This is a genomic window from Lysobacter sp. Hz25 (assembly GCF_046097045.1).
GTDB classification, from domain to species: Bacteria; Pseudomonadota; Gammaproteobacteria; order Xanthomonadales; family Xanthomonadaceae; genus Lysobacter; species Lysobacter antibioticus_B.
Genome location: NZ_CP175666.1, coordinates 2,344,022 through 2,357,672, shown reverse-complemented (window position 1 = coordinate 2,357,672; position 13,651 = coordinate 2,344,022). Strand labels below are relative to the sequence as shown.

The following is a 13,651-nucleotide window of genomic DNA, read 5'->3' as shown; positions in this document are numbered from 1 at the left end:
GCCTGGCACGCATCCGCGCCAGGCCGTCGGTTGTCGCTCTCGCCTCGCTCGCCGCAGCGGGCCGGGCTCAGGTGCGCGGCAGGGTCACGCCGACCTGGCCCTGGTACTTGCCGCCGCGGTCCTTGTAGGAGGTCTCGCAGACTTCGTCGGACTGGAAGAACAGCATTTGCGCCACGCCTTCGTTGGCGTAGATGCGCGCCGGCAGCGGCGTGGTGTTGCTGAATTCCAGGGTGACGTGGCCTTCCCACTCCGGCTCCAGCGGGGTCACGTTGACGATGATGCCGCAGCGCGCATAGGTGCTCTTGCCCAGGCAGACCACCAGCACGTCGCGCGGAATGCGGAAGTACTCGACGGTGCGCGCCAGGGCGAAGGAGTTCGGCGGGATGATGCAGACGTCGTTCTCGATGTCGACGAAGCTGCCCGGGTCGAAATGCTTGGGATCGACGATGGTCGAGTTGATGTTGGTGAAGACCTTGAACTCGCGCGAGCAGCGCACGTCGTAGCCGTAGCTGGAGGTGCCGTAGCTGACGATGCGCTGGCCGTCGGCGGCGTGCTTGACCTGGCCGGGCTCGAACGGCTCGATCATGCCGTGCTGCTCGGACATGCGGCGGATCCAACGGTCGGACTTGATGCTCATTGCGATGTTCCAGTAAGGGCAGCCAGGCCGCCGATGGTAAGGGAGGTAATGCGGGCCGCGCTCAGCCGAGCAGCGAGGCCGAGATCGACGGCGTCACCCGCGGCCGCAGCGCGAGCTGCACCGCGAGCCGGCGCGCGGCGGCGCGGTAGGCGCGCGCGGCGGTCGAATCCGGCGCCGAGGCGACGATCGGCACGCCGGCGTCGCCCTGCTCGCGGATGCCGATTTCCAACGGCAGGCTGCCGAGCAGGCTCACGCCGTACTGCGAGGCCATGCGCGCGCCGCCGCCTTCGCCGAACAGATGCTCGGCGTGGCCGCAGTTCGAGCACACGTGCACGGCCATGTTCTCGATCAGCCCGAGCACCGGCACTTCGACCTTCTCGAACATGCGCAGCGCCTTCTTGGCATCGAGCGTGGCCACGTCCTGCGGCGTGGTCACGATGACCGCGCCGGCGACCGGGATTTTCTGCGACAGGGTCAGTTGGATATCGCCGGTGCCGGGCGGCAGGTCGACGATCAGATAGTCGAGCTCGCCCCAGCGGGTGTCGTTGAGCAAGGTGGTCAGCGCCGAGGTCGCCATCGGGCCGCGCCAGATCATCGGCGTGTCCTGCTCGACCAGCGGGCCGATCGACATCGCTTCCAGGCCGTGCGCGCGCATCGGTTCGATGCTCTTGCCGTCCGGGCTGTCGGGGCGGCCGCTGAGGCCCAGCATCATCGGCACGCTGGGGCCGTAGATGTCGGCATCGAGCACGCCGACGCGGGCGCCGTCGGCGGCCAGGGCCAGGGCCAGGTTCACCGCGGTGGTCGACTTGCCGACACCGCCCTTGCCGGAACCGATCGCGATCACGTTGCGCACGCTCGGCAACGGCGCCAACTTCGGCTGGACCGCGTGCGAGACGATGCGGGTGTTGAGTTCCAGGCTCGCCAGGCTCAGGCCTTGGCCCGCCAGCAACTCGGCGATCGCCGTTTCCAGCGCGGCACGCAGGCCTTCGAGCGGATAGCCGGCGGTGATCGAAACCGCGGCGCGGCCTTCGCCGACGCCGGCGCGGATGCGCGCCTCGCTGTCGCCCAGGCGCACGTCGGTCTCGGGAATGAAAAGTGCCGCGATCGCGGCCTGCAAGGTCTCGCTCATACCGGCCGTCCGGCCGTACGGGGTGTGTGGATGCGCATGGGGACTCTGAATGGGGGTCGGGCCGCGCGGCGGCCTGCGCACATGGTAAGGCCTGCGCCTGGCAGCGTCCTGCCCGGCATGCGCGCGCGGCCGCATTCGACGCCGCTCCGACAGGCCGGCGGCGGCGGCGCCCGACCGGCTCGGCGCCGGCAACATGGCCGCTCAGTCAGCAACCATAAATTGCATATCACACCAGCGCGCTGTCACAGATTCCGGTGGTCGCTATTGCGCTTATCCGTGCAGGGACCTGCCTTGCAACGATGGTTACATGCCGGCAACAAGCGCGAAACTGCATTGCAATCAATCGCTTGAATGTTGGCACTCGGCAAAATCAAACACCGCCCCGGGCAAGCAGGGAAATATTACGTGCGTGTTAAGTTCAGGTTTGTAAAGGGATTGTTAATCCGCCAGGAAGGCACCCGAAACATGCACTTACGCTCTCAGCTAGGGGAAAACTCAATGGCAGTACGCAACTCGCAGGGCCCGCGGCGCAGCAGGCTGACGGCGGCGCTGGTCAGCGCGATGCTGGTCTCGGTCGCCGGCACCGGCTACGCCCAGGACGCGGCCCCGGCGGACACCGCGGCAACCGACATCGACGCGGTCACGGTGACCGGCTCGCGCATCAAGCGCATCGGCTTCGTCACGCCTTCGCCCGTGGTCGGCATCAGCGCCGAGGAGATCCGCTCCACCGGCGCGGTGACCATCGCCGACCTCATGACCACCCTGCCGCAGTTGTCGGCCACCTACACCCTGGGCAACTCCACCCGCGCCATCGGCACCGCCGGCCTCGGCCTGCTCGACCTGCGCGGCATGGGCAGCGCGCGCACCCTGGTGCTGGTCAACGGCCGCCGCCATGTCGGCGGTACCTCGGGCTCGACCGCGGTCGACGTCAACACCATCCCGGTCGAACTGATCGAGCGCGTCGAAGTCATCACCGGCGGCGCCTCGGCCGTGTACGGCGCCGACGCCGTCGCCGGCGTGGTCAACTTCATCATGAAGAAGAAGTTCGACGGCTATGAGATCCGCGCCCAGACCGGCGACGCCAGCGAAGGCGATTTCAGCCGTTCCTTCATCAGCGCCACCGGCGGCAACGAATTCGCCGGCGGCCGCGGCAACATCGTGTACTCGGCCGAGTACAGCAAGCAGGACCGTTTCGGCCGCGGCGATCGCAAGATCGGCCGCGAGTTCAACGTCAGCATGCCGAACCCGAACTTCGACCCGAGCAAGCCGCCGAGCCAGACCAACCCGCAGCGCGTGTTCATGGGCCCGGGCGGCAACTCCAGCCTGTCCTACGGCGGCACCTTCAACCTCGGCGGCAAGCGCTATCTGTTCAACGACGACGGCAGCTTCCGCCCGAACCGTTACGACGGCCCGCGCGACGGACCGAATACCTGCATCGACTGCGACTTCGCCGACCTCAACGGCGTCGCCGACCTGCAACCGGGCTTCGACCGCTACAGCGTCAACACCATGCTCAACTTCGAGATCAACGAGAACCACAAGTTCTTCTTCGAAGGCAAGTACACCAAGACCGAATCGGACTTCCTCGGCCAGCCGGCGTTCGATCAGCCGATCCGCATCCGCCGCGACAACGCCCTGATCTCGCCGCAGCTCGGCGCGCTGATGGACGCCAACGGTCTCGCTTCGCCGGCCAGCCAGTTGCAGATCAGCCGCTTCAACGTCGACGCCGGCCGTCGCGGCGAACAGGTCGACCGCAAGACCCAGCGCTACGTCGCCGGCCTGGAAGGTTATCTGTCGGAGAACTGGACCTATGAAGTGTCCGGCGTTTACGGCAAGACCGAAATCGACCGCCTGAACCTCAACAACCGCATCAACGACCGCTGGCAGGCCGGCATGGACGTGGTGCGCGACGCCAACGGCAACCTCGCCTGCCGCGTCTCGGTCGATCCCAACGCGATCAACCCGAACACCGGCCGCGCCTACCTCGACATCTCGCGCGCCGGCTGCGTGCCCTTCAGCGTGTTCGGCAACGGCGCGGTCGATCCGAAGGCCGCGGCCTGGTTCAACTACGACGCGATCAACCGCAGCAAGATCACCCAGAGCGTGTTCAGCGCCTCGGTCGCCAACAGCGCGCTGTTCGAGCTGCCGGCCGGCGGCGTCGGCTTCGCCGGCGGTATCGAATACCGCAAGGAAACCAGCGAGGAAATCACCGATCCGCTGGCCGCGCAGGGCCTGACCTTCCTCAACGCCATTCCGAGCCGCAAGGGCGAATACAGCGTCAAGGAAATCTTCGCCGAAGCCACCGTGCCGCTGCTGGCCGACCTGCCCGGCGTGCAGCGCCTGAGCATGGACCTGGCCGGCCGTTACTCCGACTACGACACGGTCGGTTCGACCAAGACCTGGAACGTCGGCCTGGACTGGGCGATCAACGATTCGCTGCGTTTGCGCGGCAGCGTCGCCCAAGCGGTGCGCGCGCCGAACATCGGCGAGCTGTTCAACCCGCAGACCCAGAACTTCGCCACCATCTACGACCCCTGCGACACCCGTCCCGGCGTCACCAACGGCGTATCGACCGCGGGCGATCCGGCCCTGCGCGCGAGCAACTGCGCCGCCCTCGGCCTGCCGGCCAACTACCGCGACACCTATTCTGGCAACCGCCCGGGCCTCAGCGGCGGCAACCCGGATTTGAACGTCGAAGAAGCGCGCTCGCTGTCCTACGGCCTGGTCTGGCAGCCGGAATTCATCGAAGGCTTCGGCCTGTCGGTCGACTACTGGCGCGTCACCCTGACCGACGCCATCGGCGCCGTCACCGCGCAGACCATCGCCACCCGTTGCGTCGATTCGCCCGGCGGCATCGGCAACGATTTCTGCGCCCTGATCCAGCGCGCGCCGGCCGCCGGTTACGTCGACTCGCAGGGCCGCACCTTCCCGGCGAATTCGATCTACAACTGGAAGGCCATCAGCGAGAACCTGGCCAAGACCCGCCGCGCCGGCGTCGACATCGAAGCCGACTACCGCTTCGAAATGCTGGGCGGCCAGGCCGCGCTGCGCTTCGTCGGCACCCGCCTGATCTCCTCGCGCGAATGGCCGTTCCAGGACTTCCCGGCCGAGTACGACGAGTACGTGACCTACGTCAGCGATCCGCGCTGGCGCGCCTCGCTCAACGCGAGCTACAAGCACGGCAACTGGCGCGGTTCGTGGGACATGCGCTACATCGACGGCAACCTGCGCGTGGTCCCGGAGAGCTACAACAGCAACCCGGGCCAGGTCTCGCCGATCCGCAACCCGTCCTACACCTATCACAACCTGCAGATCGGCTATAAGGTCCCGAACACCGGGCTGGACCTGTACATCGGCGCCGACAACGTGTTCGACAAGGACCCGCCGTTGAACTACTTCGGCGAGACCGAGGACAACGCGAACTACGACAGCATCGGCCGCTACGTCTACGCCGGCGCCACCTACAAGTTCTGATCCTCGCCGCAAGCGACACCGCGTCGACAGGAAGCCCGGCCCAGGCCGGGCTTCTTTTTGCCCGCCTGAACGGCGGCCCGGGTCGACTTCCATACCCCGGCGGATGCGGTATAAAGGCTGCAACCGCGAACACCGGCCGGCCTGTCGAGCGGTCCGAGCGCGGTCCGAATGTGGTTCGATCACGCCTAATCCCTGGGAGGGGACCCATGCGTACCAAACTGTTTGCACTGTTGCTGCTCGCGCTGCCGATCGCGGCATTCGCTCAGTCCACCCCGGTCGGCACCTGGACCACGGTCGACGACAAGACCGGCAAGCCCAAGTCGGTCGTCGAGATCTACGAAGCCAAGGACGGCAGCCTCGCCGGCCGCGTCAACGAAGTCCTGCAATCCGATCGCGGCCCGAACCCGACCTGCGACAAATGCTCGGGCGAGCGCAAGAACAAGCCGGTCAAGGGCATGGTGATCCTGTGGGGCATCCGCAAGGACGGCAGCACCTGGGACGGCGGCCAGATCCTCGACCCGGCCACCGGCAAGATCTATTCGGTCAAGGTCACCCCGATCGACAGCGGCAAGAAACTCGAAGTCCGCGGCTTCATGGGCTTCTCCCTGCTCGGCCGCACCCAGACCTGGATGCGCCAGCAGTAAACGCCGCGCCGGTCCGCGATCCACGGAAACCCGGCCTGTGCGCCGGGTTTCTTTTTTGCGCCGATGCCGGCCGCAGACCCGGCGGTCCGCCACGGCCGGCGCGCAGGCCCATGCCATAATTCACGACCACCCACGGCACCCGCACTCATGTCCCGCGAAATCGTCGTCTCCAACGCCCTGCCCTATGCCAACGGGCCGCTGCACCTCGGTCATCTGGTCGGTTACGGCCAGGCCGACATCTGGTGCCGCGCGCAGCGAATGAGCGGCCACCGCGTTCACTACATCTGCGCCGACGACACCCACGGCACACCGATCATGCTCGGCGCCGAGAAGGCCGGCCTGACTCCGGAAGCCTTCATCGCCGGCGTCCAGGTGAGCCATGAGCGCGATTTCGCCGACTTCGGGGTCAAGTTCGATCACTACGACTCGACCCACTCGGCCGGCAACCGCACCCTGACCGAAGGCTTCTACGCGCGCCTGGACAACAGCGGCCACATCACCCGCCGCTCGGTCGCGCAGTTGTATGACCCGGTCAAGGGCATGTTTCTGCCCGACCGCTACGTCAAGGGCATCTGCCCGAACTGCGGCACCCCCGATCAGTACGGCGACAACTGCGAGAACTGCGGCGCGACTTATGCGCCGACCGAACTCAAGGAACCGCGCTCGGTGGTCAGCGGGGCGACGCCGGAGCTGCGCGAGTCCGAACACTTCTTCTTCGAGGTCGGCCATTTCGAGGCCTTCCTGCGCGAATGGCTGGCCGGCGACGTCGCCACGCCAGGCATCAAAGCCAAGCTGCACGAATGGCTCGACGTCGACGGCGGCCTGCGCGCCTGGGACATTTCGCGCGACGCGCCCTACTTCGGCTTCGAGATTCCCGGCCACCCGGGCAAGTACCTGTACGTCTGGCTCGACGCGCCGATCGGCTACCTGAGCAGCTTCCAGGCCCTGTGCGAACGCGAAGGCCTGGATTTCTGGTCTTACCTCGCCCGCGACAGCGACGCCGAACTGCACCACTTCATCGGCAAGGACATCGTCACCTTCCACGGCCTGTTCTGGCCGGCGGTGCTGCACGGCGCCGGTTTCCGCGCGCCGACCCGCCTGCACGTCAACGGCTATCTGATGGTCAACGGCGAGAAGATGTCGAAGTCGCGCGGCACCTTCATCCAGGCCCGCACCTATCTCGACGTCGGCCTGGACCCGGAAGCGCTGCGTTATTACTTCGCCACCAAGACCAGCGGCGGCGTCGAGGACATCGATCTCAACCTGTCCGACTTCGTCGCCCGGGTGAACGCCGACGTGGTCGGCAAGTTCGTCAATCTCGCCAGCCGCTGCGCCGGTTTCATCGAGAAGCGTTTCGACGGCCAGCTCTCGGCGGTGTTGCCGGATGCGGCGATGTACCAGCGCTTCGTCGCCCAGCTGACGCCGATCGCCGAAGCCTATGCACGCAACGAAGCCGCCAGCGCGGTACGCCTGACCATGGCGCTGGCCGACGAGGCCAACAAATACATCGACGAGCACAAGCCCTGGGTGCTGGCCAAGCAGGAAGGCGCGGAAACGCATCTGCAGGCCGTGTGCACGCAGGGCCTGAACCTGTTCCGCGTGCTCGCCGCCGCGCTCAAGCCGGTGCTGCCGCGCGTCTCGGCCGAGGCCGAGGCCTTCCTCGCCGCGCCGGTGACGCTGTGGGAGGACCTCGCCGAGCCGCTGCTCGACCACCGCATCGGCGCCTACGTGCCGCTCTTCACCCGCATCGACACCAAACTGATCGACACCATGATTGAAGCCAGTAAAGAATCCCTCGCCGCCTCCGCCCCGGCCGCCGTCGCTGTCGGCACCGCCGATGGCAAAGTCCCAGGCGCTGTCGCCGCCGTCGCGAGTTCAACGCCGGCTGTCGTGTCCCCGGGCGCCAGTGCAGCGACCGTCGCTACGGTCGGCATCGACGAGTTCGCCAAGCTCGACCTGCGCATCGGCACGGTCCGCGTCTGCGAATTCGTCGAAGGCTCCGACAAGCTGCTGCGCTTCGAACTCGACGCCGGCGAACTGGGCACGCGCCAGATTTTCTCCGGCATCCGCGGCTCCTATGCCGAGCCCGACAAGCTGGTCGGCCGCAAGGTGGTGTTCATCGCCAACCTGGCCCCGCGCAAGATGCGCTTCGGCATCAGCGAAGGCATGATCCTGTCGGCCGGTTTCGACGGCGACGGCCTGCATCTGCTCGACGTCGACAGCGGCGCCGCAGCGGGCATGCCGGTCAAGTAAACCGCGCAGCCACGGCCTGCCGGCCGCAGCCATGTCCACGCCCTCCGATCATCCCGCAGCCGCTACGACCGACCTGGTCGAGCGGCTCGACCGATTGTTGCCGCAGACCCAGTGCGGGCAATGCGGCTACGCCGGCTGCCGGCCCTACGCCGAAGCGATGGCGCGCGGCGAGGCCGGGATCGACCATTGCCCGCCCGGCGGCGACGCCGGCGCGCGCGCCCTGGCGCGGCTGCTCGGGGTCGAGGCGCAGCCTTACGACCGCAGCCGCGGCCAGCACAAACCCGCGCCGCTGGCGCTGATCGTCGAAGCCGACTGCATCGGCTGCACCAAGTGCATTCAGGCCTGCCCGGTCGACGCCATCATCGGCGCGGCCAAGCACATGCACACGGTGATCGAGCCGCTGTGCACCGGTTGCGAGCTGTGCGTGCCGGCCTGCCCGGTGGATTGCATCGTGCTGGTTCCGGCCACGGACGCGATGCTCGGCGCTTAGTCGCGCCAGCCGCTCGACCAGGCGGCGAATTCGGCCGCGATCGCCGGCGAATTCAAGCGCGCCACGCGCCGGTTCAATTCGGCGGCCGGCTCGTCGTCGTCGGAAATAGTCGCCAACACCACGAAGTCCTCGCCGAGCCCGGCGAAGCACTGCTTACGCAACGATTCCGCGCTCTCGACCAGCGTGTCCATCAGACGCGCCTTGAAATCGGCGAAGGCCGCGCCGCCGTCCCGAGCCTCAAGAGCGAACACATGCTCGCGCAGCCGATCGCACAAGCGTCCGAACTGCTCGTCGGCGCCGACGCCTTCCAAGGGCCATTCCGACGGCGAATAACGGTAGTACAGACGCTCGCCGGGGTATTCGCTGTCGACGCGGCGCAGGTAATCGGCGGTCGCCATCGCCGGGCACACCGTCATCGCGCCGGAATCGGAGTACAGCGCGAACGCGCGCACCGGGTCGTCGCTTTGCGAGGCGGAGATCTCCGCGAACGCCGCCATGGCCGCGACGACGATGTCATCGCGCAGCGCCGCGAAATCGAAGCCGGCCGCTTCGGTCATCGCCCGGCTCGTACTCAGCGCGACGGGGCGGTCGGCTTGGCTTCGGCGCGTGCCGGCTCGTGCTTGGCGGGGTCTTGCCTGGCCGCCTCGGCCTCGCCCGCTTCGTGCTTGCCGCTCTCGTGCTTGCCACTCTCGTGCTTGCTACTTTCTTGCTTACCGGAAGCATCCTTGGCGGGCTTGTCCTTGCCGCGCTTGGGGTCGGCCGGCTTGCCGGCGTCCTTGGCGGCGAAGGCGCGTTCGGCGCCGATCACGGGCACCGGGCCGTCGGCCGGCGCGCAGGTGGAACACACGCGTTCGACCGTATAGCCCTTGCTGCGCAGGCGCTCGACCAGGCCGTCGTTGCCGAGCAAGTGCAAGGAACCGACCACGACCAGTGTGTCGCCCTGTTTGGACTCGTCGAGCATCTTCTGGATCTGCGGCACCCAGGCTTCGTTGCGCTCGAGGTTGACCATCCGGTAGGTCTCCGGGGTCTTCTGTTCCATCTCCACGCGCGCCTTCTCGTCGAGCATGGCGAGATCGGCGTTGCGCCAGGCCGAATGGATTTCGTCGAGCATGCCCGGCACGTCCTCGGGCTTGTCGACGAACTCGCGCAGCGCGGTGATCTGCTCGGGCAGCGGGCCGGAATCCATGACCTGCAATTGCAGCTCCATGGTCTCCAGGCCCGAGGTGGGCTTGCCGGCTTCGGCCGCCTGCCGCATCAGGTACTGGTCCAGCCCCAGTTGCGGGCTGAAGCCCATCGACTGCGAAACGCCGAGCACCAACGACAAGTTGACGAACCACGGTTCCAGCGCGTCGAGCTGGGCCAGCGAACTGCCGTTCTTGGCCAGCACGCGGTTGAGCTTTTCGCGCAGGTCGGCCGGCAACACCTTGCTCAGGGTGCGGCCGTCGTCGTAGCGCGCACGCGCCATGAAACGCTGCGGCACGGTCGGGTCGAACATCTCTTCCGGCGCGACTTCGAACACCAGCTTGCCGGCGCCGGCGAACGCCTGGTCGATGTCCGACGACAGCGGGTAGTCGTCGGCGCGCAGCAGATGGAACGAGCCCAGCAGATAGACCGCGTTGTCCTGGTCGGAGACTTTCCACAGCAAGGGCACCGGCGGCGCCTTCGCGGTCGCCGCGGGCACGTCGCCGGCGGCGATCGCGGTCGCGGAGGTCAACGATGCGCTGAGCACCGAGGCGGTGAACAAGGGCAGGACGAACAGCTTCAGGAACCGCATGGGCAAACTGATCCTTGGGTCGGCGACGGGCGCGTCGGACTCGGGTAAAGGGGGATGGAGGGGCGCGCGGATGATTCGCTTGGCGATGAAAACAGTCGGGTCACGAAGCCTGCGCGGTGGCGCTCGCGGCCGGCGCGGTGTCGTCGTGTTTGTAGGTCTTCTCGCCGGCGGCGACTTCCAGGTCGAGGCGGTTTTCCGCCGGCGGCAGCGGACAGGTCGCGAACGGGGTGAACGCGCACGGCGGGTTGTAGGCCTTGTTGAAATCGACCGTCACCAGGCCTTGCAGGTTCGGCCGCGCGACGTCGAGGAAACGCCCGGCGCTGTAGCTCTGGTGGCCGCTGGTGCGATCGGCGAACACCAGCAGCAGTTCGTCGCCGCCCTGGTCCAGCGCCTCGATGCGATAGGTCTGGCCGTCGCGCTCGAACTCGATCGCGCCCGGGTTCGGCGTCGCCTCGATGGTGCCGATGATGTTGACGATGTCGATGGTCTTGCCGGCCGGATGGGCGATGAACTTCGCGCTGAGCTTCCACTCCTGCTGCGGTTCCCAGTAGTCGATGCCCTTGAAGCCGGTCAGGGTCGGCGCCTGCGCGTGGCGTGCGCGCAACAGGTAGCGGTCGCCGCGCTTGATCACGGTCAGGATGCCCTTGCCCTCGTCGAAACCGATCTTGCTCGGGCCGGCCGGATAATCGTCGGCGAGCAGGTTGACCGCACCCTTGAGCGGCTGATCGTTGAGAGTGAGCTGCTGGCCGCGCTCGGGGATGAAACGCAGGCGCCCCTTGTTGAGCGACAGCAGGCCGAAATGGGCCGGGCCGACGCCGAGGCGGATGCCGTTGTCGGGGTCGCTGCCGAAATAATGCGAGCCGCTGTCGATCGGATACAGGCCGACCAGGCTGGCCCAACCGTCGGGCTTGAGCAGCTCGTCCTTGCGTTGCTGGCGCCACAGTTGCTGGTCGCGGGCGAAGGTGTCGCTGACCGCGGCGGCGCGCGCGACCTCGCGCTTCTGCGCGGCCTGTCGTTCGGGCGAATCGCAGGCGGCCAGGCCGAGCAACAGCAAGGCCGACAGTGCCGGCGCGGACATCGCGCCCGACAAAGTGCGTGCAAAGGAGCGTGCAGCGGTCATCTCAACGGCCTCGCAGGAACCAGCGGTCGATCTCGGGCAGGCTGAAGCGCGCCCAGGTGGGGCGGCCATGATTGCATTGACCGGAGCGTTCCGTAGCCTCCATCTCGCGCAACAACGCATTCATTTCCGGCAAAGTGAGACGTCGGTTCGCGCGCACCGCGCCATGGCAGGCCATGGTCGAGAGCAATTCGTCGCGGGCCGCGGCGACGCGGCGCGATTCGCCGTGCTCGCGCAGGTCGGCGAGGACGTCGCGCAGCAAGGCCTCGACGTCGCCGTGCGCCAGCAGCGCCGGCACCGCGCGCAAGGTCAGCGACTGCGGGCCGCTGCGGGTGACTTCGAATCCGAGCGCGACCAGCGTCGCCTCCTCGCGCTCGGCGACTTCGGCCTCGCGCTCGGACACCGCCAGGCTCGCCGGCACCAGCAACGGCTGGGTGCGCAGGCCTTCGCCGTCGTGGGCGGTCTTGAGCTTCTCGTAGCCGATGCGTTCGTGGGCGGCATGCATGTCGACCACGATCAGGCCTTCGGCGCTTTCGGCCAGCACGTAGATGCCGTGCAACTGCGCTATCGCATAACCGAGCGGCGGCAGGGTCTGGTCGTCGCTGTGCGGCAAGCCCGGCGACTGCACGCCATCGCTCGTTTCGCGCGGCGGCATCGCATAGGCGCTGCCGCTGCCCGCACCGGCGCCGTAACCGCCACCGGCATAGGAAGAGCCGCCGGCGGAACCGCCACCGCCGTTGCCGTACAGGGCGGCGTAACCGGCACGGGTTTCCTGCACCTGCAGGCCGAGCGGCGCCTGCGGGCGCCAGGCGTACATCGACGAGCCGGCGGCACCGGCAGCGGCCGGTTCCGCACCCGCGGGCGCCTGCTGGGCCATGCCGGCGCGGGTCTCGGCCAGGGCATCGTTGAGCGTGCGATAGACGAAATCGTGGATCAGGCGCGCATCGCGGAACCGCACCTCGTGCTTGGCCGGATGCACGTTGACGTCGACGCGGCGCGGATCGAGTTCCAGGAACAACACGTAGGCCGGCTGGCGGCCATGGAACAGCACGTCGGCATAAGCCTGCTTGACCGCGTGGGCGATGCTGCGGTCGCGCACCGCGCGGCCGTTGACGTAGAGGTATTGCTGGTCGGCGCTGGCGCGGTTGTAGGACGGCTGCGCGATCCAGCCGTGCAGGCGCAGGTCGGCGCCGCTGTGTTCGACACGCAGCGCGTTCTTGGCGAACTCTTCGCCGAGCGCCTCGCTGATGCGGGTGTCCGACAGGCCCATGTCGACCAGATCGCCCTCGCCCTTCCAGCGCCGGGTCGGCTTGCCGTTGTGCGAAACGCGCAGTTCGACGTCGGGACGGGCCAGCGCGAGCTGGCGCAGCCATTCTTCGATGTGGCCCAGCTCGGTGCGCTCGGCCTTGAGGAATTTGCGCCGCGCCGGCACGTTGAAGAACAGGTCGCGGACTTCGACCGTGGTGCCCTGCGGATGCGGCTTGGGCGCGATCTCGCCGACCCGGCCGCCGTCGACTTCGAGCATGGCGCCGCGGTCTTCGCCGATGCGGCGCGAGGACAAAGCGAAACGGCTGACCGAAGCGATCGAGGGTAACGCTTCGCCGCGAAAACCCAGGGTGGTCACGCCTTCCAGGTCGTCGAGCGAGGCGATCTTGCTGGTGGCGTGGCGCGAGATCGCCAGAGGCAGTTCTTCCGGCGAGATGCCGGCGCCGTCGTCGCGGATCCGGATCAGGCGCACACCGCCCTCTTCCAGGTCGATGTCGACCCGGCGCGCACCGGCGTCTAGGGCGTTCTCGACCAGTTCCTTGACCACGGAGGCGGGACGTTCGACCACTTCGCCGGCGGCGATCTGGTTGATCAGGGTGTCGGGCAGTTGGCGGATGCTCACAGGCGGCATTCGGTGCGCGCGGCACCGTCGGGGGATGGGGATCGATGATAGCCGTTGGGCTGCGGCTTCCGCGATCCGCAGCTTGCGGTTTGGGCGTGCCGGCGGTTCCGACACTTATGCGCCCTGCCCTCATCCGCCCTTCGGGCACCTTCTCCCGCAAGCGGGGCCACCCTCATCCACCCTTCGGGCACCTTCTCGCGCAAGCGGGGCCACCCTCATACGCCCTTCGGGCACCTTCTCCCGCA

10 protein-coding genes are annotated in these 13,651 nt (G+C 67.6%); 4 read left to right on the top strand and 6 right to left on the bottom strand.

Going from position 1 to position 13,651, the window contains the following annotated elements; translation table 11 throughout:
• Positions 1–67: 67 nt before the first annotated feature.
• Together dcd and apbC are read right to left on the bottom strand one after the other, a co-directional pair.
• Entirely contained in the window at positions 68–637 is a 570-nt protein-coding gene (gene dcd, locus ACKN61_RS10010) for a dCTP deaminase (RefSeq protein WP_031372257.1), read from the bottom strand.
• Positions 638–698: 61 nt separating this feature from the next.
• Entirely contained in the window at positions 699–1,766 is a 1,068-nt protein-coding gene (gene apbC / locus ACKN61_RS10005; RefSeq protein ID WP_408953336.1) for an iron-sulfur cluster carrier protein ApbC, read from the bottom strand.
• A 498-nt stretch (positions 1,767–2,264) separates the two neighbouring features.
• Between apbC and ACKN61_RS10000 the strand changes: the two genes are divergently transcribed.
• The 4 genes from ACKN61_RS10000 to rnfB all read left to right on the top strand — a co-directional run bounded on the left by ACKN61_RS10000 (position 2,265) and on the right by rnfB (position 8,627).
• Positions 2,265–5,240, top strand: a complete 2,976-nt coding sequence (locus ACKN61_RS10000) for a TonB-dependent receptor domain-containing protein (RefSeq protein ID WP_408953335.1) — start codon at positions 2,265–2,267, stop codon at positions 5,238–5,240.
• 206 nt (positions 5,241–5,446) lie between these two features.
• On the top strand, positions 5,447–5,884 hold the full coding sequence (locus tag ACKN61_RS09995) for a DUF2147 domain-containing protein (protein WP_408953334.1): 438 nt from the start codon (positions 5,447–5,449) through the stop codon (positions 5,882–5,884).
• 147 nt (positions 5,885–6,031) lie between these two features.
• Positions 6,032–8,137, top strand: coding sequence for a methionine--tRNA ligase (metG, locus tag ACKN61_RS09990; RefSeq protein ID WP_408953333.1), 2,106 nt, complete (start codon positions 6,032–6,034; stop codon positions 8,135–8,137).
• A 31-nt stretch (positions 8,138–8,168) separates the two neighbouring features.
• Positions 8,169–8,627 (top strand): Rnf electron transport complex subunit RnfB, encoded by a 459-nt coding sequence (rnfB, locus tag ACKN61_RS09985; protein WP_408953332.1) that lies wholly within the window; start codon positions 8,169–8,171, stop codon positions 8,625–8,627.
• Here the strand turns inward: rnfB and ACKN61_RS09980 are convergent.
• From ACKN61_RS09980 to mutL, 4 genes are all read right to left on the bottom strand, one after another.
• A complete protein-coding gene (locus ACKN61_RS09980; protein WP_408953331.1) occupies positions 8,624–9,184 on the bottom strand; it encodes a DUF4303 domain-containing protein in 561 nt (186 codons plus the stop codon). The two genes, rnfB and ACKN61_RS09980, sit on opposite strands and share 4 nt — an antisense overlap.
• A gap of 14 nt (positions 9,185–9,198) precedes the next feature.
• The gene (locus ACKN61_RS09975) at positions 9,199–10,401 is read right to left on the bottom strand and encodes a TraB/GumN family protein (protein ID WP_408953330.1); all 1,203 of its coding nucleotides are present in this window, start codon (positions 10,399–10,401) and stop codon (positions 9,199–9,201) included.
• Positions 10,402–10,501: 100 nt separating this feature from the next.
• Positions 10,502–11,479 (bottom strand): DUF1684 domain-containing protein, encoded by a 978-nt coding sequence (locus ACKN61_RS09970; protein ID WP_408953329.1) that lies wholly within the window; start codon positions 11,477–11,479, stop codon positions 10,502–10,504.
• 43 nt (positions 11,480–11,522) lie between these two features.
• A complete protein-coding gene (mutL, locus tag ACKN61_RS09965; protein WP_408953328.1) occupies positions 11,523–13,406 on the bottom strand; it encodes a DNA mismatch repair endonuclease MutL in 1,884 nt (627 codons plus the stop codon).
• Positions 13,407–13,651: the final 245 nt, after the last annotated feature.

Excerpts from the sequence above, each read along its gene's own strand:
- apbC (WP_408953336.1), bottom strand. The coding sequence starts at position 1,766 with ATGAGCGAGACCTTGCAGGCCGCGATCGCGGCACTTTTCATTCCCGAG.
- ACKN61_RS09980 (WP_408953331.1), bottom strand. The coding sequence starts at position 9,184 with ATGACCGAAGCGGCCGGCTTCGATTTCGCGGCGCTGCGCGATGACATC.
- dcd (WP_031372257.1), bottom strand. The coding sequence starts at position 637 with ATGAGCATCAAGTCCGACCGTTGGATCCGCCGCATGTCCGAGCAGCAC.
- ACKN61_RS10000 (WP_408953335.1), top strand. The coding sequence starts at position 2,265 with ATGGCAGTACGCAACTCGCAGGGCCCGCGGCGCAGCAGGCTGACGGCG.
- metG (WP_408953333.1), top strand. The coding sequence starts at position 6,032 with ATGTCCCGCGAAATCGTCGTCTCCAACGCCCTGCCCTATGCCAACGGG.
- rnfB (WP_408953332.1), top strand. The coding sequence starts at position 8,169 with ATGTCCACGCCCTCCGATCATCCCGCAGCCGCTACGACCGACCTGGTC.
- ACKN61_RS09970 (WP_408953329.1), bottom strand. The coding sequence starts at position 11,479 with ATGTCCGCGCCGGCACTGTCGGCCTTGCTGTTGCTCGGCCTGGCCGCC.
- ACKN61_RS09995 (WP_408953334.1), top strand. The coding sequence starts at position 5,447 with ATGCGTACCAAACTGTTTGCACTGTTGCTGCTCGCGCTGCCGATCGCG.
- ACKN61_RS09975 (WP_408953330.1), bottom strand. The coding sequence starts at position 10,401 with ATGCGGTTCCTGAAGCTGTTCGTCCTGCCCTTGTTCACCGCCTCGGTG.